Source organism: Streptomyces sp. 4F14, from assembly GCF_048159485.1.
GTDB lineage: Bacteria > Actinomycetota > Actinomycetes > Streptomycetales > Streptomycetaceae > Streptomyces.
On sequence record NZ_JBLRVY010000041.1, the window covers coordinates 69,769 to 93,361 of the forward strand.

Here is a 23,593-nt window from a genome sequence, read left to right on the forward strand (position 1 = left end):
CTGAGGAAGCCATGCCCAAAGCCCTGCCCCGACCCACACCTGAGACCCAGCCCTTCTGGGATGCCGCCGCACGGGGTGAACTACGCATCCAGCGCTGCGTCACCACCGGAAAGTTCTTCTTCTATCCCCGGCCGTACTCGCCCTACGTCTTCGACGGAGAGGTGGAGTGGGTCACCGTCTCCGGCGACGCCACGCTGTACTCGTACAACATCAACCACCGCCCGGCACGAGGGTTCGAGGACGAGACGCCGTACGCCATCGCCGTCGTCGAACTCGCCGAGGGCCCCCGGATGATGACCAACATCGTCGGCATCGAGAACACACCCGAGAACCTGATCCTCGACATGCCGCTCAAGGTGCGGTTCCAGGAACGCGACGGAATCACGGTACCGGTCTTCGCACCGGCGGAGGTGGCCGCATGAAGCCCGGTTCGATCGCCATCGTCGGCGCCGCGGAGACCGACCGTCTCGGCGTCCTGCCCGACCACTCCGCGCTGCGCCTCAACCTGGAGGCGGCGCGCAACGCCCTGCACGACGCCGGGCTGACGCCGGCGGACATCGACGGGGTCGCCAGCACCGGAATGTGGGCCGGCGACGTCGCCAACTCCCTCGGCATCCGCACCCGCTGGATCGACACCACCCAGGTCGGCGGGTGTTCCTACTTCCTGCACGTCCGCCACGCGGCCGCCGCCATCACCGCCGGCCACGCCTCGGCCGTGCTCATCACCCACGGCGAGTCCGGCCGCTCCCGCGTCGGGGAACCGCCGCTCGCCTTCCCCGCCAGCAGCGGGATGGGCCAGTTCGAGATGCCGTACGGCACCGCGGGCTTCGTCACGATGTTCACCGTGCCCGCGCTGCGGTTCATGAAGGAGTTCGGGGTCACCGACGAACAACTGGCGAGCGTCGCGGTGGCGCAGCGCAAGTGGGCCCGGCCCAACGAGCGGGCGTTCCGCCGCGATCCGCTCACCGTCGAGGACGTCCTCGCCGCCGAGACGATCGCGTACCCCTTCCACCGGCCCGAGTGCTGCGTAGTGACGGACGGCGGCGGCGCCCTCATCGTGACCTCCGCCGAGCGCGCCGCCGACCTGCCCTCCCAGCCGGTGTACATCCTCGGCACCGGTGAGAGCTCGACGCACTCGGCCGTGTCGCAGATGGAGGACTTCACGTCGTCAAGGGCCTTCCGCGACTCCAGCGCCGACGCCTTCCGCGAGGCCGGCGTCGGCCCGGAGGACATCGACCACCTGATGGTCTACGACGCGTTCGCCCACGTCCCCCTCTACGGACTGCAGGACCTGGGCTTCGTCAAACCCGGCGAGGCAGGCGCGTTCGTCGCGGAGGGCAACACCGAACCCGGTGGCCGCCTGCCCATGAACACCAACGGCGGCGGCCTGTCGTACACCCACACCGGCATGTACGGGATGTTCGCTATACAGGAGGCCGTACGGCAGGTGCGGGGCACCGCGGCCGTACCCGTCCCGGACGTCGAGCTGAGCTTCGTCCAGGGCGTCGGCGGCATGTTCTCCGCCGCCGCGTCGATGGTGCTGGCGCCCGACCGGCCCTGACGACGGCAGCCCATGATGACGCGGTGCCGGTCTCGACGACCGGCACCGCGTTGTCGCGTTGTCGCGTCGGAAGCAGGTGGGCCTCCTGCCTCCTGTGCCAGGGCTCGGTGGGCCTCGGTCCGGCTCAGCCCGTCACTGCAGAGTCGGCCGCCGCATCGTCTGCGCGCGCCCGACGGATCGCGGCCGACCTGCGTGCTCCCGGAAGGAACACCGCCGCCACGAGTCCGGCGGCGGCCATCCAGAACGCCATCAGGAACAGGTTGTTGAAAGCGTGCTGGGCAACGTGGGCCGGGACGCCCTCCCCCGTGACGCTGCCCACCTGGGCCACCAGCACCGCACCGAAAACGGCCACACCCGCCGCCGCGGCGAACTGGCCGGTGAGGTTGGACATGGCGCTGCCCTGCGCGACGTACCGCTGGGGAAGGCTGTTCATCGAAGCGACATTGACCGGCATGTTGGCAAGCCCGATACCGCAGCCCTGCAGTACGACGATGACAGCGATCACCGGCGACGACGTACCGGCGTCCAGGTGGGCGAGCATCCACATGCTGCCGACCACGGCGACAAGTCCGCCGACAACCGGCGTTCTCGGGCCCACCCGGTCGGTCAGCCACCCCCCGAGGGGTCCGGTGACCGCGACGCCTATGGCCGACGGCGCCAGAAGCAACCCGGCATGCTGGGCGTCGAAGCCGCGGACCGTCTGCAACTCCAGGGCCAGGAAGTTCAGACGCGCGTACTGCGCCACGTTGATGAACACGGTCACCACCAGGGTGAGATCAAAGGTCCGGTTCTGGAACATCCGGAACTCGATGATCGGGTCGTCGACCTTGAGCGACCGAACGACGAGCCATACGCAGCACCCGGCCACCGCGACAACGGCGGCCCAGAGGGCCACGGACGTGCCACCGAGGTCCGGCGCCTGCCGGATCGTGATCACGGAGAGCACCGTGACCGCCGAGGCCAGACACCAGCCGAGCGCGTCGAACCGGCGGTGACGCCGATAGCCGGACACCGGCAGCAAGAGAGCCAAGAGGAACGCCACGACTGCCAGCCCTGTGAAGACCACGAAAATCGATCGCCAGTCGAAGGCGGTGACCAGCCAGCCACCCACCGCGGGTCCCGCGGCCGGTGCTCCCGATATTCCTATGCCCCAGATACCCATAGCCGTGCCGCGCTTGTCCGGCGGAAACGCTTCGAGGACGAGCGTCATGCCGACAGGAAGCAGGGCGCCGGCACCCGCACCCTGAACGCAGCGGCCACCGACCAGGAGCAGCATGCTGGGCGCCACCATGCAGAGGGCCGCGCCGACACCGAAGACGACGACGCAGGCCATGTAGGTCGCTCGCCGGCCGAAACGGTCCGCGAGCCACCCTGTGGCCGGCAACGCGAAGACGACGCCGACGAGGAACGCCGTCGCGACCCAGTCGACGTCGACCGTCCCGGAGGTACCCAGGTCTGCCGCGATGTCCGGCAACGCCACGCCGATGACAGTGATATTGAGGATCACGCAATAGCCGCCGGCCAGGACGATCCACAGCGTCACCCAGGCCGACCTGGCGGCACGGACTGTACTCGGTTGAGACAAGAGACGTTCCTCTGCTTCTGGCCTGACGACGACCGCACGAGCCATTTATAGAATGTGATACTAGAACAACACTCTGATGGTGACCATGGGGACGGTCGCTGAGGTACCGACGGAGCCTGCCCGGGACTGAGGGCGGGGAGCCCGAAGGTGCTGTCGCACTGGCGCCCACACTTTGAACCCGAATGGCCCGCCGGATGTCCGGCGGGCCATTCGGGGGTTTCGGGGCGGGCGCCCCTACCCGGAACTCACATGTGCACCACGGGTGCGGCGTCGGGGTCGGTGGCGGGAACGCCACGCCGGTAGAGGATCACGCTGATGACCAACCCGGCGGCGAAAAAGACGGCCGACCACCCGTAGGCGGTGGAGTACGCCTCCAGGCCGGACTGGGCCAGGACGGCAGGGTCCTTGGGGTCCTTACCCGCGAGGTAGTCGGTGGCGGCACTGGTGGCAAGGGTGTTGAGCAGCGCCGTACCCAAGGAGCCGCCGACCTGCTGCATGGTGTTGACGGCGGCGGAGGCGACACCGGAGTCCTCGACGCTCACCCCGGCGGTGGCCAGGGACATGCCCGGGGCCATCACCAGGCCGAGGCCGAGGCCGGCCACGACGAGCGGGGGCAGGATGTCGGTGGCGAACGAGCTGTTCAGGTCGAGGGCGGTCAGCCAGACCATGGCAGCCGCGGCCAGGCCCATGCCGAGGGGGACCACCGGCTTGGGGCCGAGGCGGGGGATCAGCACCGTCGAGGAGAGGGTGGAGCCGAGCATCAGCGCGGCGATCATGGGCAGGAAGGCCAGACCCGTCTTGACGGGCGTGTAGCCCAGGCTTTGCTGCAGGTAGTAGGTGAGGAAGAGGAAGACACCGAACATGCCGGCGCCGGTGATCAGAAGGGCGAGGAAGGAGGCGCCACGGTTGCGGTCGAGCAGGACCCGCAGGGGCAGCAGGGGGTGAGCGGCGCGCGTCTGCCACCAGGTGAAGGCGGCGAGCAGCACGACTCCGGCGGCCAGGAAGCCCCAGGTCTGCGGGGAGCTCCAGTCATGGCTTTCGGCGTTGGAGAAGCCGTAGACCAGGCCGAACAGGCCTCCGCCGACGAGGAGGGCGCCGGGGATGTCGATGGTGGAGGTCTTGTCGCGGGTGGTGCCCTTGAGCAGGAGGACACCGCCGATGACGGCGACCGCGGCGAAGGCGATGTTGACGTAGAGGGTCCAGCGCCAGTCGAGGTACTCGGTGAGGATGCCGCCGAGGAGCAGACCGATGCCGCCGCCGGCCCCGGCGATCGCGCCGTAGACGGCGAAGGCCTTGGCGCGTTCCTTGGCGTCGGTGAACGTGACGGTGAGCAGGGACAGCGCGGCGGGTGCGAGCAGCGCGCCGAACAGGCCCTGCGCGGCACGGGCGACGACAAGCATCTCGAAGCTGCTCGCGGCACCGGCGACTGCGGAGGCTCCGGCGAAGCCGATCAGACCGACGAGGAAAGTCATCTTGCGGCCGAAGAGGTCGGCTATGCGGCCGCCCAACAGGAGCAGGCTGCCGAAGGCGAGGGCGTAGGCGGTGACGACCCACTGCCGGTCACCGTCGGAGAAGCCCAGGTCTTTCTGCGCGGAGGGCAGGGCGATGTTCACGATCGTCGCGTCCAGGACGACCATGAGCTGGGCCACGCCGATCACGGTGAGGATCCACCAGCGATGGCGGGGCGGTGCGTCGGCGGAGGGCAGGACGGACACGGTGGCCGTGTCCACGGAGGTTTTTGACATGACGAAAACTCCAGAGGAAGGAGAAGTGGGACAAAGGGATGGAACGTTCACTGGTGCGGGGTCGGACGGCTGCGTCGTTGGAGCTCGTCACGTGATGCGGTCGGCGACCAGGGCGCCGACCGCCACAGCTCTGTGATGCGAGAGGGTGAAGAAGGAGGGACATGCCTTGGTGGAGGTGGCCACCGTCGGCCGCGCGTCGTGGCAGGGAGGATGATCAGGCCGCCCAGGCGCTCGGGCGAACGGCTTCCGCGTGACGACGGCAGGAAGAGGAGTCACAGGGGAGCACGGCTGCTTGCAGGTCGGGCGCGAGACCTTCCAGCGTCCGCCGGCGAGCTTCGTGGGACGAAGCCGGGGAGTAGGTCTGCCAGTACCGGGCCTGGCGATTGAGTTGGCTGATCAGCGGCATGAGATCGGTCGCGGCGGGGACGCCCGGGATGCCCAGACGGTCCCCCGTCTCCTCCCCCAAGGCCCGCCGCAGCACGCTCTGGATGAGGTGGCGCACCTGCTCCTCGGACAGAACGGCGCCCGGCGCGCCGGCCATGGCTCGGGCCTGTGCGTCGACCATGACGGCGGTCAGTGCCTTCGAGTTGTCGTCCGGGGCGGCCACCGTGGCATCCAGCAGGTCCTGCAGACGGCGCGCACCGGCGTGGTCGGCCACGTCCTTGTGAAGGCTTTCGTCGAGCCCCAGGAGATGAGCGACGTACGACCAGTACTGGTAGAGGGAACGCTCCTCCTCGGCAGTGATGTCGATGCCGACGGCCGCCAGGGCCTGGAAGGCGATCAGGGTGAGGCCGAGCCACGTACGGGCCATGTCGAGCCGGCCGACCGGTAGACCTCGGGCGCCCGCGTCCCAGTCCGTGAGGCTGTCGGCCCGCATACGGGCATGGGCCAGCCTGATCTCGGCCGTGGCCACGTACCCGGGTCCTCCGCGCAGCAGCCCACCCGGCCGTATGGTCTTCCGCGCCCACACCCCGGTCTCCGCGAGCCGGCGCGCGGCCATGTCCGCCGGCCTACCCGCTCCGGCCAGCATGCGTGCGATGGCCGGGGAGGCGTGGACATTCGCGAGCGCGCCGGTGATCGAGCAGAGCCTGAACCACATGGGCGGCACCGACAGGCTCACGACATCGCCCCTGTGGAGCTTCAGCGGGTCCACCCAGGAGGGGGTGGCCTCCAGTTGCCTCAGCAGCGCGGCGACGGCCTCCGGAGGCCGGTGGCCAAGGCTCGCCAAGCCGTTCCTGAGGCCGGCGTCGAGGGCACGCCGGGCCTGGGATCCATGCAGGTCCAGTTCGACGATGACGGCATCGGCGAGCGGATCTCCGGCTGTGAGCAGGCTCAGCACGTGGTCGGCCTTTGTGCCCTGCCTACGGCGCGCCGCCTCCAGGTCGACGATGCGCTTGGGGGTCGTGCTGCGGGGTGCGTGGTTCGCGGTCATGGGGCTCTCACTTTCGAGCAGATGCGGCCTTCCGGCCGCAGGTGAGGGGGGAGACGTGCTCGTATGTCGATCCGCGCGGTTCAGCCCTGCGGAAAGCGGCTGCTCAAGTCGCTTCCCCTGCACGGAAAATGCCATCTGACACCTGTCAGGTTAGCTTGATTCTGACAGGTGTCAAGTAAGCTGTTCGCGGGTTCGTGAGATGGTCGCGGACCCGGACCTGCCGAGACGCAGGTCACGCAGGCACGAGGAAACATTCTTGGAGGCGACGGTGGGCGCAAGAGCCGAATCGATTCGACCGCCGGGGCGCCCCGGTGCGGGTACTCCCGCGGTGCCCGGGGAGGAAAGCATCCTGCAACGAGGGCTCGAGGCCTTCGCGGAGCTGGGCTACGAGCATGCGTCCGCACGCGAGCTGGCCCGCCGCCTGGGTGTCAGCCACAACTTCATCAACGACCGCTACGGGTCCAAGCTGGCCTTCTGGCGCGCGGTGATGGACTCCGCACTGGAGGCGCAGCTGGCGCGCCTGCCACAGCTGGATCCGTCGCTCGACGACGCCGAGTGGCTGCGGCAGTTCATCACCAGCTTCTACCGGAGCGCCGTGGACACATCGCGGATCGACCGGATCATGCTCGACGAGTTGTCCCGGGACACTGAACGGTTGGACTACCTGTACGAGCGCTACATCGGTCCGACCCTGCAGCTCATGGTCCCGAGCATCGAGCGGCTCGTCGCCTCCGGACGCATCGCGCCCATCCCTATGGACGTGCTCTTCTTCGCCGTCGTCCCACCCGTCGCCGGAATTGTGGAAGAGCCACTGGCGCGGCGCATGGGCAGGTCTGTGCCCACCTCGCCGGAGCAGCTCACGGCCATGGCGGAGTCACTGGCGGCGATCGTGGTCAACGGACTGCTGTCGACAGGGACCGAGGATCACCTCCGGGCCTGACCCGCCCCCCCAGGCGAAGCGGTGTACAGCGGGCGGCGGCCACCACGTCCTCCAGGTCGCCGACCAGATCGGCCTGGGCGAGGAGCGCGGCGGCCTGGTCGCGCGGGGCGAGAGCCGCCTTGCGCAGAGGGCCATCGATTCAGGAGGGTGTCGAGCAGGTCGCCGTCACCACCCCGGTGTCGGCGCGCAGGGCGAACCCGTGCAGCTCGGCGGCCGCGGCATTGACGAAGTGGTCGCCCCCCATGGCAAGACCAGCTGCGGATCGCCGACGGCTGCAGCTGCCGTCATGGTGTCCGCTTCGCCGTGGCGGACCACGGCGTCGCAGCCGGCCAGTGGCTGCCGGCCGGCCCACCTGATCGACAACGGCCGTACATGGGGCGGCATTCGCCCGGCGGCGCGAGTCGGTGCCGCGCGGCGAGCAGAAAGTCAACGTCCACCGCGGCCGACTGCTCGATCATCCGGTACTCATGCCGTGCGGCGGCCCGGTCGCTCCGTGGGCTTGGTATTCCTCGGCGGCATGGCCGCTATCCCCTCGACCTGCGACAGGGTGGCGTACACGCTGAGGTGCACCACCATAGGCCGAACGCGGCCGTGGCAAACACGGTGCCCCGTTCGGACCATAGGCCCAAGAAGTGCGTCGCCACGCACCGCGACTGCCCGCGGCCGCCCCCGCCACCCGGAATCGACGGCGCGGAGCCGATACCGCCCGCGCCTCTGTCCAGTCGGTGCGCCGAGCGGATGCGCGCGCATCACGGCCTGGTCCACGGCTTGTTGAGCGACGGAATGGGCCTGCGTGCCGCCAAGCGGGGCGCGGACTACTTCATCGATCTGCTCATGTGCCTGTTCGACCCGGGCTGGGTCCTGAGGAGCAGCCCGCAGGGCAGGGCCGACGGGCGCACCAGGGTACGTCCGATCACTGGATGTCACACCCGGGGGCGGGGGCGTCGACTGTGAGCGGGGTGCCGGCCGGATCGACGTACAGCGCGTCGAGGACCACCGGGACACTGCCCAGGTTGCGGCCGATGTGGACGTGGTCCGGTCCGGCCGGCTCGGTGATGGTGTCACCCGAGGAGTACACGCCGTCGGTCGTGCAGTCAGCGTCCGAGTGGGTCAGCGTGCCCTCCAGCACGATCCCGTGCACCGTTCCGGGGTGGTAGTGCCATCCGGTCGTACCGCCGGGGCTGATAGTGATCCGCTTCAGTGTGTACGTCGTGCCGTCAACCGTCCGCTCGTAGAGCGTGGTTGACGAAACTCCCGAACTCGGCGTGGCATGGGCGGCCACTCCCGGTACCAGGACGAGGGGCAGGGCCGATATGCCTACGAGGGCTGCCCGGCGGATCGTGCGCATGTGTGCTGCGGTCCTTTCGTAACCTGCGGAGTCGGGTGCGGGTGTCACCGGACCCGGCGGCCTGCTCGGTACACCGTGCGGACGTCGGTGATCGCGGAGACGCTGTCGACGGGTGAGCTGCCGGGCACTGGGAGGTCGCGGCCCGCAGCACGCCTCGGGCAGGCGTTCCCCGCTCGGCGAGGGGTGTCAGCGCGTGCGGGTGGATGTCGTACGTCGTCTCAGCGGCGTGTGCTGCCGCCGTCCGCGACGACGATCTGCCCAGTGATGAACGCGGCGTCCTCTGAGGCAAGGAACGCCACGACACCCGAGACGTCGTCCGGCATCTGCACACGCTTGATGTTCTGACCCTGCACGGCCTGCTCGAAGAAGACCTCGCTGGTGTTCTCCAGGGCCGCGGCGGTCCGGACCAGACCCGCCGCGACGCCGTTGACGGTGATGTCGTGAGCCGCGAGATTGGCGGCCATGACGGAGGTGAGGCCGTTCAGCGCACCCTTGGCCGAGACGTAGGAGACGAAGGGCGGCGGCGCGGTCCAGTAGCTCGACGAGGTGATGTTGATGATCCGTCCCGACCCGGACTTCTTCAGGTCCGGCAGGAAAGCCCTGGAGACCAGGAAGGGACCGTCCACGTTGACGGCGAAGGTGCGTCGCCACTCTTCGTACGTCACGTGGTCGAGGTCGGCCAGCAGCACCACGGCCGCGTTGTTCACCAGGATGTCGGCGGAGCCGAGCTCGCTGCGGACCTTCGCGGCAAACCCGTCGATCTCCTCCTCGTCCGAGACGTCGACCTCGTCACTGAAGAACCGACGGCCTGTCCGCGCGACCAGTTCGCGCGTCTCGTCCGCCGGATCGACGTCCGCGACCGCGATGTCCGCTCCCTCGACCGCGAGCCTCCGGGCGATCTCCTGTCCGATGCCGGTACTGCCTCCGGTCACAACGGCGGTCCTGCCCGCCAGTCGTCCAGCCATGGCTCATGTCTCCTTGGTCGTCGCCCTTAGATCCTGGGCGTCGAGGCTACGGATCTGGACGTCTTGTTCGTTCAATGAACACCCGCACACGACACCAGAACGGAGGAGGTACTCAGTCCTAAGCCTTGCCGTTATGACTCGCCCGCACCAGAGCCACCAACTCCCTCGACCGCCCCGCTCCCACACGTAGTTCCTTCCGCAACGACTCGGCAGAGACCGGCCGCTGATACAACTCCCAATGCCGCGCATCCACTTGCCTCGCCTCCGCCAGCAACGGATCAACTCCCTCCATGCCTCCGGGAGAAGAACCCTCCCCCATGGCCCCAGCAACTCCACCGCCAACAACAAGGCAACCGGAGGCCACCCCGCCACCAACACCGGCTTCCACGCCAGATCAGGAGCCGCAGCCACATTCGCCGCCAACGACACCCCGATCCCCAGCAGAAAAGCCGCCCGCACCACATACCGCGCACGCCGAGGACCGTCCGCAGACTGCTTCAGCATCCCCGCCGTCGCCGACAACAACAGCCCGTCCACCGACAACGGCCACAAGTTCGCACTCACCTCATCCGCCCCACCCTGCAATGCGAACTCCCGCTGATGAACGTGCGAGGCATACGCCGCCACCCCGGCTACGACCGCAGCTCCCACCCGACGGACCCACACCTCCACCTCACCCACCGTACGAGCAACGGGCCGCCTCACCGCGCAGCCCTCCCCCGCGCCGTCGGACAAAAGCTCCCCTCAACAACCAGCTTCCCCGGGAAACCCCCAGCTCAGACCGCCAACCTTCTGCCCCGCGTCCCGCCGGTGAGGGGCACGCCGTTCGCTGTGGCCTGGGTGTCGAGGCCCGTCGGCTCACCGCGTGCGCCGCCCCAGCGCGTACCGCACCCCCGTCTCCGTGAACATCAGCGCCCCCGCAGCGACCGCCCCCAGCAGGAGCAGCCCGACGGCGTACGTGCCGTACGCCCCGTACAGCGCGCCCATGACGAGCGGCGGGACGAAGCCGCCGAGCCCTCCGGCCGCCCCGACGACCCCGGTGACCGAGCCGATCCGGTCGGCCGGTGCGAGCAGGGCGACCAGCGCGAAGACGGCGCCGCTGGCCGCGCCGAGAGCGGCGGCCATGGTGAGGAAGGCGGCGGTGCCGACCGGCGCCAGGTCGGGAGTGAGGGACTGGACGCACGCCCCGGCCAGGACGGCGCCGAGGGCGACCGCGAGGACGCGGACCGGCCCGATCCGGTCGGAGAGCCAGCCGCCGACCGGCCGCATGGCGACCGCGAGCAGCACGAACCCGGCCATCCGGTCGGCGGCGTCGGCCTGGGTGAGGCCGTAGCCGGTCTTGAGGTAGGTCGGCAGGTAGACGGAGAAGGCGACGTACCCGCCGAAGGCGACCGCGTACAGGGCGGCGGCCTGCCAGGTCACCGCGAGCCGCAGGGTGTCGGCGAGTCTGCGGGCCAGCGGCTGGGTCACCGGCGTGCGGCCGGGGGCGTCGCGCAGGACGAGCGCCGCCAGGACCGCGTACGCCACGAGACCGGCGGCGGTGATCAGGAACGGGCTCCGCGTACCGTGCGCGTCGACCAGTTTCACCGTGCTCAGGGCGCTGATCGCGGTGCCTCCCATGCCCATGCCGAACACGCCGATCGCAAGTCCCCGCCGCTCGGGCGGGAACCAGGCGTTCACGAAGGGCACCCCGACGGCGAACGCGGTGCCGCCGACGCCGAGGAAGAACCCCCCGGCGAGCAGCGCGGCCAGCGAGGAGTGGCCGGCCAGGCCGAGGTAGAGCACCGGCAGGACGGTGGCCGCGGAGACGGCGGGGAACATGACGCGCCCGCCGTAGCGGTCGGTGAGCGCCCCGACGGGGATCCGTCCCAGCGAGCCGACCACCACGGGGACCGCCACCAGCAGCGACTGCTGGAAGGAGCTCAGGTGCAGGGTGTCCTTGAAGCGGGGGCCGAGCGGGCTCAGCAGCGCCCAGGCCCAGAAGTTGACGGCGAATCCGACGGTGGCCAGGGCCAGCATCAGCCAGGCTCCGCGCTCCACCGGGCCGGCGTCGTCCGACGTGGACGACCGGAACTCTGACGACCGGACCATGGCGTCCGTCCTTTCCCTCATGGCTGTACGGGGCGCCACACTCTCGCGTCACCGGCACGCCTCCGGCGCCTTCCGACCGGTCCCGATCACCGGGGCCGGTGGTCCTTGTGGAAGGGACCTTCGGCCCCGGGCGCCCGGCCGACGGCCCCGCCTAGCGTTTTGGGCATGGCGAACGACAGCAGAACCTGGCCGCTCGCGGCGCGGCGGCTCCTGACCCGCCGTGAGGTGTCGGCGGACGGCCGCGCCCAGTTCCGTACGGGCGACCCTCACGGGGAGGGCCTCTACCGGGACCGCTGGGCCCACGACAGGGTGGTGCGCTCGACGCACGGCGTGAACTGCACCGGCTCCTGCTCGTGGATGGTGTACGTCAAGGACGGCATCATCACCTGGGAGCACCAGGCCACCGACTATCCGTCGATCGGCGCGGACTGCCCCGAGTACGAGCCGCGCGGCTGCCCGCGCGGGGCGTCGTTCTCCTGGTACACGTACTCCCCCAGCCGGGTCCGCTACCCGTACGTGCGGGGCGAGTTGCTCACCCTGTGGCGCGAGGCGAGGCACAGGCTCGGCGACCCGGTGGCGGCCTGGGCGGAGATCACCGGCGACCCGGCGAAGGCCCGCGCCTACAAGCGCGCCCGCGGCAAGGGCGGCCTGGTCCGCGCCGGCTGGGACGAGGTCACCGAACTGATCGCCGCCGCGCAGGTGCACACGGTCAAGACGTACGGCCCGGACCGGGTCGCGGGCTTCTCCCCGATCCCGGCGATGTCGATGGCGTCGTTCGCGGCCGGTGCGCGCTTCCACTCCCTGATCGGCGGCACGCTGCTGTCGTTCTACGACTGGTACGCGGACCTGCCGATCGCCTCGCCGCAGGTCTTCGGCGACCAGACCGACGTCCCGGAGGCCGCCGACTGGTGGAACGCGGGCTACCTGATCATGTGGGGTTCGAACATCCCCGTCACCCGCACCCCGGACGCGCACTTCCTCACCGAGGCCCGCTACAACGGCACGAAGGTCGTCGCCGTCAGCCCCGACTACGCCGACAACGTCAAGCACGCCGACGAGTGGCTGGCCCCGCATCCGGGGACGGACGGGGCGCTCGCGATGGCGATGGGGCACGTGATCCTGCGCGAGTTCCTGGTCGACCGCGAAGTGCCGTACTTCCAGCACTACTTGAGGACGTTCACGGACGCGCCGTTCCTCGTGACGCTGCGGGAGCACGCGACGTACGGCCTGGTCCCGGACGGGTTCCTGACCGCCGCCGACCTCGGCAGCGAGGAGGAGAACGCCGAGTTCAAGACGGTCCTCATGGACGGGGCCACCGGCGACCCGGTGGTCCCCGGCGGCTCGCTCGGCTTCCGGTGGGGAGAAGCCGGGCGAGGCCGCTGGAACCTCGACCTGGGCGGCGTCGTACCGGAGTTGAGCCTGCTCGGCCGCGCCGAGGACCGGGTGGAGATCTCCCTGCCGCGTTTCGACGAGGGCGCCACCGAGGGCGGTTCGACGATGGTGCGGGGCGTGCCGGTCCGTACGGTGGGCGGGCGGCTCGTGACGACCGTGTTCGATCTGATGCTGGCCCAGTACGGGGTGTCGCGCCCCGGTCTGCCGGGCGCGTGGCCGGCGTCGTACGAGGACGCCTCCCAGCCGTACACCCCGGCCTGGCAGGAGACGGTCACCTCGGTGCCGGCCGTGCAGGCGGCCCGGATCGCGCGGGAGTTCGCGCGCAACGCCGAGCGCACACAGGGGCGTTCGATGATCGCGCTGGGGGCCGGGACCAACCACTGGTTCCACTCGGACACCATCTACCGGGCGTTCCTCGCACTGGTGACGATGACGGGCTGCCAGGGGGTGAACGGCGGCGGCTGGGCGCACTACGTCGGGCAGGAGAAGATCCGCCCGATCACGGGCTTGCAGCATCTGGCGTTCGCGTTCGACTGGCAGCGGCCCACCCGGCACATGGCGGGCACCTCGTACTGGTACCTGGCCACCGACCAGTGGCGCTACGAGGCGTTCGGGCCGGACGAGCTGGCCTCGCCGCTGGGCGAGGGGCGGTTCGCCGGGAAGGCGACCGCCGACTGCCTCGCGCAGGCGGTCCGGCTCGGCTGGACGCCCGGTCACCCCGGCTTCGGCCGCAACCCGCTCGATCTGGCCGACGAGGCGGCGGCCCGGGGGGTGCCGGTGTCCGAGTACATCGTCGACGAACTCACCTCCGGGCGGCTGAAGTTCGCGGCCGAGGACCCCGACGACCCGGCGAACTTCCCGCGCGTCCTGACGGTCTGGCGGGCGAACCTGCTCGGTTCCTCGGGCAAGGGCAACGAGTACTTCCTGCGCCACCTGTTGGGCACCGACGCGGCCGTCCGCTCCGAGGAGACGCCACCGGAGGGCCGCCCGAAGGACGTGGTGTGGCGTAAGGAGGCGCCCGAGGGCAAGCTCGACCTGCTGGTCACCCTGGACTTCCGGATGACGTCGACCGGCCTGCTCGCCGACGTCGTCCTGCCGGCCGCGACCTGGTACGAGAAGGACGACCTGTCCAGCACGGACATGCACCCCTTCGTGCACGCCTTCACCCCGGCCATCCCCCCGCCCTGGCAGGCCCGCACCGACTACGACGCGTTCCTCGCGCTCGCCGACAAGTTCAGCGAGCTGGCGGCCGAGCACCTCGGCACCCGCACCGACGTCCTCGCCGTGCCCCTGCTGCACGACACCCCTGACGAACTCGCCCAGCCGGGCGGGGTCGTGCGGGACTGGAGGCTCGGCGAGTGCGAGCCGGTGCCGGGCCGGACCATGCCGAAGCTGGTCACGATCGAGCGGGACTACGCGGACGTGGCCCACAAGATGCGCGGCGTCGGCCCGCTCCTGGACACGCTCGGCACCACGACGAAGGGCGTGACCGTCCACCCCGGCCGCGAGACCGAGCAGTTGCGCCGTCAGGGCGGCCTCGGCACCGCCTCCCAGATGTGCGAGGCGATCCTCGCCCTGTCCGGCACCACCAACGGCCGCCTCGCCACCGAGGGGTTCCGGCAGCTGGAGGAACGCACCGGCAGCGCGGGCCTGGTGGCACTGTCCGCCGAACGCGAGGCCGAGCGCATCACGTTCGCCGACACCCGCACCCAGCCCCGCGCGGTCCTCACCTCGTACGAGTGGTCCGGCAGCGAGACCGGGGGCCGGCGCTACTCGCCGTTCGTCATCAACACCGAGCACCTCAAGCCCTGGCACACCCTCACCGGCCGCCAGCACTTCTTCGTCCAGCACGACTGGATCGCCGAACTCGGCGAGCAACTCCCCGCGTACCGGCCCCCGTTGAACACCCGTCGGCACTACGGCGACGAGGAACTCGGCGGCGACCGCGCCGAGGTGACGGTCCGTTACCTCACCCCGCACTCCAAGTGGTCCATCCACTCCGCCTACCAGGACAACGCCCACATGCTCGCGTTGTCGCGGGGCGGGCCGGTGGTGTGGATGTCGGTGGAGGACGCCGTGAAGATCGGCGTCAAGGACAACGAGTGGATCGAGGCGTACAACCGCAACGGCGTCGTCGTCGCCCGCGCGGTGGTCACCCACCGGATGCCCGAGGGCACCGTGTACATGTACCACGCCAAGGACCGCACGGTGAACGTGCCCAAGGCCGAGGTGAGCGGCAGGCGCGGCGGCATCCACAACTCGCTGACCCGCCTGCTGGTCAAACCGACTCATCTCGCGGGCGGCTACGCCCAGTTGACGTACGCCTTCAACTACTACGGCCCGACCGGCAACCAGCGCGACGAGGTCACGGTCATCCGCAGGCGGTCCCAGGAGGTCGACTACTGATGAGGGTCATGGCCCAGATCGCGATGGTGATGAACCTCGACAAGTGCATCGGCTGCCACACCTGCTCGGTGACCTGCAAGCAGACGTGGACCAATCGGCCCGGCGTCGAGTACGCCTGGTTCAACAACGTCGAGACCAAACCCGGCGTCGGCTATCCGCGCCGCTACGAGGACCAGTCCCGCTGGAAGGGCGGCTGGACGCTCGACCGGCGCGGACGCCTCGTCCTGCGCTCCGGCGGACGCGCCAAGCGCCTGCTGTCGCTGTTCGCCAACCCGGATCTGCCGTCCATCGAGGACTACTACGAGCCGGTCACCTACGACTACGACAACCTCGTCTCCGCCCCCGCCGGCCCGGACCTCCCGGTGGCCCGCCCCCGCTCCGTCCTCACCGGCAGGCCCACCGCCGTCACCTGGGGCGCCAACTGGGAGGACGGCCTCGGCGGCGCACCCGAGAACGCCGGCGACGACCCCAACCTCAGCGGCAGTTGGGCCGAGAAGGTGAGGTTCGAGTTCGAGCAGACCTTCCTCTTCCACCTGCCCCGCCTGTGCGAGCACTGCCTCAACCCGGCCTGCGTGGCGGCCTGTCCGTCCGGCGCGCTGTACAAACGGGTCGAGGACGGCATCGTCCTCGTCGACCAGGACCGCTGCCGGGGCTGGCGGATGTGCGTGACGGCCTGCCCGTACAAGAAGGTGTACGTCAACCACGCCACCGGCAAAGCCGAGAAGTGCACCTTCTGCTTCCCCCGCATCGAGGCCGGACAGCCCACCGTCTGCTCCGAGACCTGCGTCGGCCGGCTGCGCTACCTCGGACTGCTCCTGTACGACGCCGACCGCGTCGGCGAAGCCGCGGCCACCCCGGACGTCCAGGACCTGCTGGAGGCGCAGCGCGGCGTCTTCCTCGACCCGCACGACCCACAGGTCATCGCCGCCGCACGGGAGTCGGGCATCCCCGAGGACTGGCTGGACGCGGCCCGCCGCTCCCCCGTGTACGAACTGGCCGTCCGCCACCGGATCGCCCTCCCCCTGCACCCGGAGTACCGCACCCTGCCCATGGTCTGGTACGTCCCCCCGCTCTCCCCGGTGCTGGACGCCGTCACCGGCGCGGGCGGCGACCAGGACGACCCCGACCACGTCTTCGCCGCCGTCACCCGGCTGCGGATCCCCCTGGAATACCTGGCCGAACTGTTCACCGCCGGGGACACGGACGTCGTCGCCGGGGTGCTGATGAAACTCACGGCGCTGCGCTCGTACATGCGGGCGCGCACGCTGGGTGACGCCGGCGCTCTCGAAGCCGTGCACCTTGCTCCCCGCGACGCCGAGCACCTGCACCGACTGCTCGCCGTCGCCAAGTACGCGGACCGGTACGTCGTTCCGGCCGCCCACAAGGAGGACGTCGCGGCGATGGAGAACCGCTGTCCGGTCGAGACGACCGGGGACCGCCGGGTGTCGCTCGGCATGCCGACCCTGCGCGGAGGACGACCGTGAGCCCCTTCCCCCCGGTCCGCGCCCGGGTCCGGGCGGCCGTACGCCGGCTCTCCTCCGAGGAAGCCGAGGCGCGCGTCCTGCTGCTGCGCCTGTGCTCACTGCTGCTCCAGTATCCGGACGGTGAACTCGTCGCGGCACGTGCGGAGTTGAGGGCCGCCGTCGAGGCGCTGCCGCCCTCCCCCGCCGCCGGGCACCTGACCGCGTTCACCACCTGGCTCGGCGCCCAGGAGCCGCAAGCCCTGGAGCGGCACTACGTCGACATGTTCGACCTGCGGCGCCGCAGCAGCCTCTACCTCACCTACTACCTGCACGGCGACACCCGCCGTCGAGGCATGGCCCTGCTGACCCTCAACCAGCGTTACCGGGCCGCCGGTTGGGACGTCGGCGGTGGTGAACTGCCCGACCATCTGCCGGTGGTCCTGGAGTTCGCGGCGCTGGCCGGCCCGCGCGGCGGAGAGGCTCCGCTGCGTCAGCACCGGCGGGGTCTGGAGCTGATCCGCCACGCCCTCGCCGAATCCGGCTCCCCTTACCGGCACGTCCTGTCCTCCCTGCTGGCCCTCCTTCCGCCGCCCACCGACGCCGACCGCGCGGCGGTGGCCCGGCTCGCCGCCGAGGGCCCGCCCGGCGAGGACGTCGGCCTCGAACCCTACGGGCCCTTCGGTGACGGCGAGTTCGCACCGCCCGGCGCCTTCGTCCCGCCCGCCCGGCCAGGAGATCCGCGATGAACGTCTCGACCGTCGACCTGCTGCTGTGGGTCGCCGTCCCCTACGCCTGCCTCGCCGTGTTCGCCGCCGGGCACATCTGGCGCTACCGCCACGACCAGTTCGGGTGGACCACCCACACCAGTCAGCTCCTCGAACACCGGTGGCTGCGCTGGGGCAGCCCGCTGTTCCACCTGGGCGCCTTCCTGGTGATCGCCGGGCACGTGGTGGGGCTCGCCGTCCCGGAGTCCTGGACGGAGTCGGCGGGAGTGAGCGAGCACGCCTACCACACCGTGGCCGTCTGGCTGGGTTCGGTGGCGGGTCTCGCGATGGTCACCGGGCTGGGCCTCCTGTGCGCCCGCCGCCTGCTGACCCGCCGGATCCGCCTCACCACGGACCGCAGCGACAAACTCCTCTTCCCGCTCCTGGCCGCGACCGTCCTCCTCGGCATCGCGGCGACCACCGCGCACAACGTCCTCGGCGCCGGGTACGACTACCGCGAGACCGTCTCCCTCTGGTTCCGGGGCGTGTTCACCCTGCGCCCCCGGCCGTCGGCGATCACCGGCACGCCCGTCCTGTTCCGCCTCCACGCACTGAGCGCCTGCCTCCTCTTCGCCGTCTGGCCGTTCACACGGCTGGTGCACGTGTGGAGCGTCCCGGTCGGGTACCTCGCCCGGCCCTATCTGGTCTACCGGCGCAGGACCACGCGGACAGCGTGAGCCGGTGACCGGCGTCGGCTGCTGCGGCGGCGGCAAGGTCAACGGCCGCCACAGCCACCGAGGTGAAGCACACCCCACACATGGAGAGGAGTGCCAGGAGCCGCCCGTGGATGGACAGCCCCTGGCCAACACTGTCAGGGTCTGCCGGCGGCCTGACTGCCTGGCGTCACTTCAGGTGCCGGGTGAAGAACCGGGCCGCCGCGTCCCCCGCGAACTGCGGGACGCCGGTGTGCCCGCCCATGTTGGCGTGCAGCGTCTTCTCCTGGGAGCCGAAGGCGTCGAACAGGTCCAGGGCCGTCTGCCGGTCGTTGCCCTCGTCGTCCCACTGCAGCAGGACGTGCAGAGGAATGGTGACCCGGCGGGCCTCGGCGAACATGGCGCGAGGGACGAAACTCCCGGCGAACAGCACAGCGGCCGAGATACGTGGCTCGACCACCGCCAGCCGGGTCCCGATGGAGATCACTCCCCCCGAGTACCCGACCGGGCCGCCGACCCCAGGCAGCGACAGGAGGGCGTCCAGGGCGGCCCGCCATTCCGGGACCGCCCGGTCGACCAGGGGGAGGATGAGAGCGTCGATGATCTCGTCGCCGACCGGCTCGCCGGCCTCCATCGCCCGGCGCAGGTCGGCGACGGCCCGCTCGGCGGCGGGCAGGCGCGGCCGAGCGCCGCTTCCGGGGAGCTCGATGGCGGCCGTGGCGAAGCCGTCCGCCGCGCAGTGCCGGGCCCGGTCCACCAGCCGGGGGTACGCCTTGCGCATCCCGAGCGGAGGGGGGCTGAGCAGGATCAGCGGCGCCGGTGCGGAGACGGACCGGGAACCGGGCGTCCGCAGAATGCCGGGGATGTCGCCGAGGAGGAGACCACGGCTCCTGGTGACGCGCGGCCGCCCGTCTCGCATGCTTCCTTCGCCCGACGCCTCGGGGTGGACCGGGATCGGCGGGTTGTCGCCGGTGGGAACGAGGGAGCCGTCGGCGGGGATGACGGCCAGTTCCAGAGTGCGGCCCGCCTCCGCGAGGCGGTGTGCGGCTTCGGTGATCGCCTGCTGTCCCTGGGCCGACCAGCCGCGCAGTCCGGTGAGGTCGGCGATGACCGGCCCGGTGCCGCGGACCAGGGTCCAGTCGTCAGAGGGGCAGGGTGATCCAGATGCTCTTGCCCTGGCCGTCGGCGTCGGTGCGGACCTGTGCTGTGCCGTCCTGGCCGAGGGTGAGTTCCATGACGGTGGCGAAGCCCCCGGTCCCGGTGAGCGCTTCATGGAGCGCGGGCCGGTGGGGGTGGCGGTCGTGGACGGCGAAGGCCAGGCAGTCAGGGCCGGCCGCGTAGATGACGGTGAGGGTGGGGGAGAGCGCGGCGGCGTGCCGGACGCTGTTGGTGACCAGTTCGCTCAGGATCAGCAGCGCCGGGGCCGCCGCGGGGTGGCGCGGGCCGATGCCCCACTCGGTCAGGACCTGCTCGGCGGTCTCGCGGGCCACCCGCACCGCGGACGATTCTGCGGGCAGTGTGAGGACGTGCCGGTGGGGCAGGGCTTCCAGTCGCACGGGCATCACGTCTCCGGGCGGGCGAGACGGAACCCGGCGACGGTCTTGGGGTGCAGGCGCAGCAGGGTGTCGTGCGGGCCGTGGGTCCAGCCGGAGAGGGTGCGCCGGTAGTGGGCGGCCTCGTCCGCGTCGGTGATCACCTCGACCGGGCCGGATACGGTGACGGTCCAGCCGGTGCCGTGTACGGCTCGGATCTCGTCCACGTGGTACGCCGCCGTGGCGGGTACCGAAGCGGCTGGGGCCGGTGTGCGGACGATCAGCCGGCCGTACTCCCACACGTGCCGGGCGGGCCTGACCGTGGTCAGTTCCCGCTGGACGTACACGAGCCGGCCGCTGCTGCTGCCTTCGATCAGCCACAGGGCCTCCGCCCCGGAGACCTCGACCATACGCGGGGGGACAGGGGGAATGCTCATCGCAGGGCGTCCTCGCTGGAGGTCCGGGGCCTGGGTGCGGGAGGGGTGGGCAGGACGCCGGCTGCCTCCAGGTGGGCGCGCGCGGCGCGGATCGCCTCGGGGGTGGTGGCGTATTCCCGGCCTTCGTGGAGCAGGAGGTCCAGCGCGCCGACGGAGTCGAGGACCTGGCGCTGGCCGGGGCGTATCCCGGAGGCCAGGACGGTGATGCCGCGCCGTCGCAGCTTGTCGACCGCGTCCTTGAGGACGAGGGCGCCGGTGGCGTCCATCGTCGATACGCGGGACATGCGCAGGACGACGACGCGGACGTCGGCGACCTCGGTCAGCTCCAGCAGGAAGCGGTGGGCGGCGGCGAAGAAGAGGGGGCCGTCGATGCGGTAGGCGACGATGTGCTCGGCGAGCAGGGCGTGTTCCTCGGCGGTGTGGTCGCCCGGGTCGAGCGGGACCTCGTCGAGGCGGGCCTGTTTCGCGACGGCGCGCAGTGCGAGGGCGCCCGCGACGGCGAGGCCGATGACGACCGCGTACACGAGGTCGAGGGCGAGGGTCGCGGCGGCGGTCAGGGCGAGGATCGCGGCGTCGGAGCGGGTGGCCCTGGCCATCGCCTTCAGCGAGCCGACCTCGACCATGCGGATCGCGGTGGCGAGCAGCACGCCGGCGAGCGCGGCGAGCGGGATCTTCGAGACGAGGGGGGCCGCCGCGAAGACGATCACGGCGAGGACGCCCGCGTGGACGAGGGCGGCGAGCCGGGAACTCGCGCCGGTGCGGACGTTGACGGCCGTGCGGGCGATGGCGCCGGTCGCGGGGACCCCGCCGAACAGCGGGGCGGCGATGTTCGCGAGGCCCTGGCCGAACAGCTCCCGGTCCGGGTCGTGCCGCTGGCCCACGGTCATGCCGTCGGCGACGGACGCGGACAGCAGGGACTCCAGTGCGGCCAGCGCGGCGACCGCGACGGCCGGAGCCATGAGCGTCCCCAGGGAACCGGCGTCCAGGAAGGCCAGTGAGGGCGCGGGCAGCCCGGACGGCAGATCGCCGATCGGCTTCGCGCCGTCCAGCCCGGTGGCCTGCGCGACGGCCGCCGCCGTGATCACCGCGACGATGGAGAACGGCACGGCCGGCCGCCACCGCGCCCCGGCCAGCATCACCCCCGCGACGGCGACGGCGAAACCGAGCGCGGTCCAGTTCGGGGACCGTGTGAACTCCTCCAGCGCCCGCCAGGTCACCACCAGGACCCGGTCGCCCTCCGGCTTGGGCACACCGAGCGCGTTCGGTATCTGCTGGAGACCGATCACACAGGCGATGCCGAGGGTGAACCCCTCGACCACGGGGGCGGGAATGTAGCGCATGTAGCGGCCGGCCCTGAGCAGGGCCAGCCCCACCAGCATCACGCCGGCCATCAGGCCGACCGTCAGGACACCGGTCGGCCCGTACTCACTCACGATCGGGACGAGGACCACCGTCATGGCACCCGTCGGCCCCGACACCTGAAGATTCGATCCTCCGAAGAGCGCGGCGAGCGCGCCCGCGACCACCGCTGTCGCGAGCCCCGCCTCGGCGCCGAGCCCGGAGGAGACGCCGAAACCGAGGGCGAGGGGCAGCGCCACGATCGCCACGGTCAGCCCGGCCAGCAGGTCCCGGCGCGGGTCGCGCCGCATCTCCGCCAGATCGGCCCGGGCCGGCAGCAGCGAGACGATCCGGGACCGGGTACGTCCGATCCACTCCCCCGTCACGCGGTGACCTCGACGCTTCGCGCCCCGGTGAGCGGATCGTTCCGCCCGGCCGACGCCCCCGCGCGGTTCTGCCGCGGCGGCTTTCGGAAGAACTCGGCCCCGGCTTGGTGCAGTGGCACGGACACGACCCCTCGGCTTCTCCTGCGGGCACAGCCAACACAGCATCTAATCAATTGCGAAAATATGCAATTCCGCATCAAGGTGCCGCGCCGTGGTTCCCGGCAGGGAAGGGGCCGGTCGGGTCAGGCTTTGCGAACCACGCTGGACTTGAGCTGCATCGCCCCGAAACCGTCGATCTTGCAGTCGATGTCGTGCCCGTCGACACCGTCGACCAGCCGGATGCCCCGCACCTTGGTGCCGGCCTTGATGCCGGAAGGGCTGCCCTTGACCTTGAGCGCCTTGACGACGACCACACTGTCACCGTCGTGCAGCACATTGCCGACGGAGTCCTTGACGACCCGCTCGCCCTCCATGGCGACAGCCTCGCCGGGCACCCATTCGTGGCCGCACTCCGGACACACGACCAGGGCGTTCATCTCGTAGGTGTACGCGCACGAGCACACCGGACAGGGAGGAGGATTCTCGATCACGCCGACAGGGTAACCGGCCCCGACCCGCGGGCTTCCGGACACCCGCGACGCCGGACGCCAACACCTTCGAGGGGCTTCCCGTGCGCGGAGGAACAGGGAAATCCGGCTGGACGCACGCCGCGGTACCAGCTGAAGGCCCAGTTCTTCAAGACGCTCGGTCACCCGGCCCGTATCCGGATCCTGGAGCTGCCGAGCGAACGGGAGCACGCGGTCGCCGAGCTGCTGCCCGAGGTCGGTATCGAGCCCGCGCACCTGCCCCAGCAGCTCGCCGAGCTGCGGCACGCGAACCTGGTCGCGACCCGCAAGGAGGGCTCGGCCGTCCACTACTCGCCGACCAGCCCGCGCATCGCCGAGCTGCTGGATGTCGCGCGCGCCATCCTCTCCGGTGTCCTGGCCGGCCAGGCCGAGTTGCTCGCCGACCTGCGGGCCACGCAGGGAGAGGCGAAGCCGCCGTCGTAACGACGGCCCCCGGTCGGCGGCCGTTTCCCGGAGAGGGTCCGACAGCGCCCCAGAGGTCCCGGGAGACGGCCGCCTTCACCCGGTCGGAGGCACACGCGTTCGGCGGGTCGGTGCAGGTGCGGTGTGTGGACGCGGGGTCGCGCAACGGCTGCGAGATCGAGATCGCGGCGGCTTCCACCACTCGCACCTCCCACTTCAACCGCCTCCACCCCACACAGACACCACAGAATTCGCCAACGGCGTCCTCAGCGGGACATGACCGGCCGCGTGGCCCAGTGCGGTGGCGCGATGAGTGGACCGACGCGTTCGATCGAGCCTTGCCCTCTGGAGAGGTCCGCTCCCGGCTCCCAATGGCGTCCTCAAGGCAGTCGGAATGCTCTGGGAGCCGACTCCGCTTCTCCCGACCCTCGAATCGCATAGGTGTTCGATCGTGGCTTAGGCTGAGGTCGGCGCACCGGAGTGGCCGGTGCGGCGTCCGAGCCGGGTGAGGGAGATGAGTGCGGTGG

20 protein-coding genes are annotated in these 23,593 nt (G+C 70.8%); 8 read left to right on the forward strand and 12 right to left on the reverse strand.

The window, feature by feature from the left end:
- Positions 1–11: 11 nt before the first annotated feature.
- Positions 12–422, forward strand: coding sequence for a Zn-ribbon domain-containing OB-fold protein (locus ACLZOT_RS45030; RefSeq protein WP_416975060.1), 411 nt, complete (start codon positions 12–14; stop codon positions 420–422).
- On the forward strand, positions 419–1,561 hold the full coding sequence (locus ACLZOT_RS45035) for a thiolase C-terminal domain-containing protein (protein ID WP_416975061.1): 1,143 nt from the start codon (positions 419–421) through the stop codon (positions 1,559–1,561). The genes ACLZOT_RS45030 and ACLZOT_RS45035 overlap by 4 nt, the downstream gene beginning before the upstream one ends.
- A gap of 124 nt (positions 1,562–1,685) precedes the next feature.
- Here ACLZOT_RS45035 and ACLZOT_RS45040 read toward each other — a convergent pair whose 3' ends face one another.
- The 3 genes from ACLZOT_RS45040 to ACLZOT_RS45050 all read right to left on the reverse strand — a co-directional run bounded on the left by ACLZOT_RS45040 (position 1,686) and on the right by ACLZOT_RS45050 (position 6,323).
- A complete protein-coding gene (locus ACLZOT_RS45040; RefSeq protein WP_416975062.1) occupies positions 1,686–3,104 on the reverse strand; it encodes a DHA2 family efflux MFS transporter permease subunit in 1,419 nt (472 codons plus the stop codon).
- A gap of 287 nt (positions 3,105–3,391) precedes the next feature.
- Complete coding sequence (locus ACLZOT_RS45045) at positions 3,392–4,891, reverse strand: MFS transporter (protein WP_416975063.1); 1,500 nt, start codon at positions 4,889–4,891, stop codon at positions 3,392–3,394.
- 214 nt (positions 4,892–5,105) lie between these two features.
- Positions 5,106–6,323, reverse strand: a complete 1,218-nt coding sequence (locus ACLZOT_RS45050) for an oxygenase MpaB family protein (protein ID WP_416975064.1) — start codon at positions 6,321–6,323, stop codon at positions 5,106–5,108.
- A 256-nt stretch (positions 6,324–6,579) separates the two neighbouring features.
- On the opposite strand from ACLZOT_RS45050, the gene ACLZOT_RS45055 reads away from it, so the two are divergent.
- Entirely contained in the window at positions 6,580–7,263 is a 684-nt protein-coding gene (locus tag ACLZOT_RS45055) for a TetR/AcrR family transcriptional regulator (RefSeq protein ID WP_416975065.1), read from the forward strand.
- Positions 7,264–8,176: 913 nt separating this feature from the next.
- On the opposite strand, the gene ACLZOT_RS45060 is transcribed toward ACLZOT_RS45055, so the two are convergent.
- The 4 genes from ACLZOT_RS45060 to ACLZOT_RS45075 all read right to left on the reverse strand — a co-directional run bounded on the left by ACLZOT_RS45060 (position 8,177) and on the right by ACLZOT_RS45075 (position 11,595).
- Positions 8,177–8,611, reverse strand: a complete 435-nt coding sequence (locus tag ACLZOT_RS45060; protein ID WP_416975066.1) for a cupin domain-containing protein — start codon at positions 8,609–8,611, stop codon at positions 8,177–8,179.
- Positions 8,612–8,829: 218 nt separating this feature from the next.
- On the reverse strand, positions 8,830–9,576 hold the full coding sequence (locus tag ACLZOT_RS45065; protein WP_416975067.1) for an SDR family NAD(P)-dependent oxidoreductase: 747 nt from the start codon (positions 9,574–9,576) through the stop codon (positions 8,830–8,832).
- A 3-nt stretch (positions 9,577–9,579) separates the two neighbouring features.
- Positions 9,580–10,281, reverse strand: a complete 702-nt coding sequence (locus tag ACLZOT_RS45070; RefSeq protein ID WP_416975078.1) for a DUF2637 domain-containing protein — start codon at positions 10,279–10,281, stop codon at positions 9,580–9,582.
- A gap of 153 nt (positions 10,282–10,434) precedes the next feature.
- Positions 10,435–11,595, reverse strand: coding sequence for an MFS transporter (locus ACLZOT_RS45075; protein WP_416975079.1), 1,161 nt, complete (start codon positions 11,593–11,595; stop codon positions 10,435–10,437).
- Between the two features lie 237 nt (positions 11,596–11,832).
- Between ACLZOT_RS45075 and ACLZOT_RS45080 the strand changes: the two genes are divergently transcribed.
- Genes ACLZOT_RS45080 through narI form a run of 4 tightly spaced genes read left to right on the forward strand, consistent with a single transcriptional unit; the run spans position 11,833 to position 18,369 of the window.
- Positions 11,833–15,465 (forward strand): nitrate reductase subunit alpha, encoded by a 3,633-nt coding sequence (locus ACLZOT_RS45080; RefSeq protein ID WP_416975068.1) that lies wholly within the window; start codon positions 11,833–11,835, stop codon positions 15,463–15,465.
- A complete protein-coding gene (gene narH, locus ACLZOT_RS45085) occupies positions 15,465–16,949 on the forward strand; it encodes a nitrate reductase subunit beta (protein WP_416975069.1) in 1,485 nt (494 codons plus the stop codon). Before ACLZOT_RS45080 ends, narH begins: the two co-directional genes overlap by 1 nt.
- A complete protein-coding gene (gene narJ, locus ACLZOT_RS45090) occupies positions 16,946–17,674 on the forward strand; it encodes a nitrate reductase molybdenum cofactor assembly chaperone (RefSeq protein ID WP_416975070.1) in 729 nt (242 codons plus the stop codon). The genes narH and narJ overlap by 4 nt, the downstream gene beginning before the upstream one ends.
- On the forward strand, positions 17,671–18,369 hold the full coding sequence (narI, locus tag ACLZOT_RS45095) for a respiratory nitrate reductase subunit gamma (RefSeq protein ID WP_416975071.1): 699 nt from the start codon (positions 17,671–17,673) through the stop codon (positions 18,367–18,369). The genes narJ and narI overlap by 4 nt, the downstream gene beginning before the upstream one ends.
- A 166-nt stretch (positions 18,370–18,535) precedes the next feature.
- Here the strand turns inward: narI and ACLZOT_RS45100 are convergent, their stop codons facing one another.
- The 5 genes from ACLZOT_RS45100 to ACLZOT_RS45120 all read right to left on the reverse strand — a co-directional run bounded on the left by ACLZOT_RS45100 (position 18,536) and on the right by ACLZOT_RS45120 (position 22,628).
- A complete protein-coding gene (locus ACLZOT_RS45100) occupies positions 18,536–19,264 on the reverse strand; it encodes an alpha/beta hydrolase (RefSeq protein WP_416975072.1) in 729 nt (242 codons plus the stop codon).
- Between the two features lie 223 nt (positions 19,265–19,487).
- Complete coding sequence (locus ACLZOT_RS45105) at positions 19,488–19,907, reverse strand: ATP-binding protein (protein ID WP_416975073.1); 420 nt, start codon at positions 19,905–19,907, stop codon at positions 19,488–19,490.
- Positions 19,907–20,314, reverse strand: coding sequence for a pyridoxamine 5'-phosphate oxidase family protein (locus ACLZOT_RS45110; protein WP_416975074.1), 408 nt, complete (start codon positions 20,312–20,314; stop codon positions 19,907–19,909). Before ACLZOT_RS45110 ends, ACLZOT_RS45105 begins: the two co-directional genes overlap by 1 nt.
- Positions 20,311–21,963: a SulP family inorganic anion transporter gene (locus ACLZOT_RS45115; protein ID WP_416975080.1), complete on the reverse strand. Its 1,653-nt coding sequence runs from the start codon at positions 21,961–21,963 to the stop codon at positions 20,311–20,313. The genes ACLZOT_RS45110 and ACLZOT_RS45115 overlap by 4 nt, the downstream gene beginning before the upstream one ends.
- A gap of 317 nt (positions 21,964–22,280) precedes the next feature.
- Positions 22,281–22,628: a zinc ribbon domain-containing protein YjdM gene (locus ACLZOT_RS45120; protein WP_416975075.1), complete on the reverse strand. Its 348-nt coding sequence runs from the start codon at positions 22,626–22,628 to the stop codon at positions 22,281–22,283.
- A gap of 129 nt (positions 22,629–22,757) precedes the next feature.
- Between ACLZOT_RS45120 and ACLZOT_RS45125 the strand changes: the two genes are divergently transcribed.
- The gene (locus ACLZOT_RS45125) at positions 22,758–23,087 is read left to right on the forward strand and encodes an ArsR/SmtB family transcription factor (protein WP_416975081.1); all 330 of its coding nucleotides are present in this window, start codon (positions 22,758–22,760) and stop codon (positions 23,085–23,087) included.
- The last annotated feature ends 506 nt before the right edge of the window (positions 23,088–23,593 follow it).

Excerpts from the sequence above, each read along its gene's own strand:
- ACLZOT_RS45075 (WP_416975079.1), bottom strand. The coding sequence starts at position 11,595 with ATGCTGGCCCTGGCCACCGTCGGATTCGCCGTCAACTTCTGGGCCTGG.
- ACLZOT_RS45065 (WP_416975067.1), bottom strand. The coding sequence starts at position 9,576 with ATGGCTGGACGACTGGCGGGCAGGACCGCCGTTGTGACCGGAGGCAGT.
- ACLZOT_RS45105 (WP_416975073.1), bottom strand. The coding sequence starts at position 19,907 with ATGCCCGTGCGACTGGAAGCCCTGCCCCACCGGCACGTCCTCACACTG.
- ACLZOT_RS45100 (WP_416975072.1), bottom strand. The coding sequence starts at position 19,264 with ATGCGAGACGGGCGGCCGCGCGTCACCAGGAGCCGTGGTCTCCTCCTC.
- ACLZOT_RS45050 (WP_416975064.1), bottom strand. The coding sequence starts at position 6,323 with ATGACCGCGAACCACGCACCCCGCAGCACGACCCCCAAGCGCATCGTC.
- ACLZOT_RS45110 (WP_416975074.1), bottom strand. The coding sequence starts at position 20,314 with ATGAGCATTCCCCCTGTCCCCCCGCGTATGGTCGAGGTCTCCGGGGCG.
- ACLZOT_RS45030 (WP_416975060.1), top strand. The coding sequence starts at position 12 with ATGCCCAAAGCCCTGCCCCGACCCACACCTGAGACCCAGCCCTTCTGG.
- ACLZOT_RS45060 (WP_416975066.1), bottom strand. The coding sequence starts at position 8,611 with ATGCGCACGATCCGCCGGGCAGCCCTCGTAGGCATATCGGCCCTGCCC.
- narH (WP_416975069.1), top strand. The coding sequence starts at position 15,465 with ATGAGGGTCATGGCCCAGATCGCGATGGTGATGAACCTCGACAAGTGC.
- ACLZOT_RS45035 (WP_416975061.1), top strand. The coding sequence starts at position 419 with ATGAAGCCCGGTTCGATCGCCATCGTCGGCGCCGCGGAGACCGACCGT.
- ACLZOT_RS45045 (WP_416975063.1), bottom strand. The coding sequence starts at position 4,891 with ATGTCAAAAACCTCCGTGGACACGGCCACCGTGTCCGTCCTGCCCTCC.
- narI (WP_416975071.1), top strand. The coding sequence starts at position 17,671 with ATGAACGTCTCGACCGTCGACCTGCTGCTGTGGGTCGCCGTCCCCTAC.
- ACLZOT_RS45080 (WP_416975068.1), top strand. The coding sequence starts at position 11,833 with ATGGCGAACGACAGCAGAACCTGGCCGCTCGCGGCGCGGCGGCTCCTG.
- ACLZOT_RS45115 (WP_416975080.1), bottom strand. The coding sequence starts at position 21,963 with ATGCGGCGCGACCCGCGCCGGGACCTGCTGGCCGGGCTGACCGTGGCG.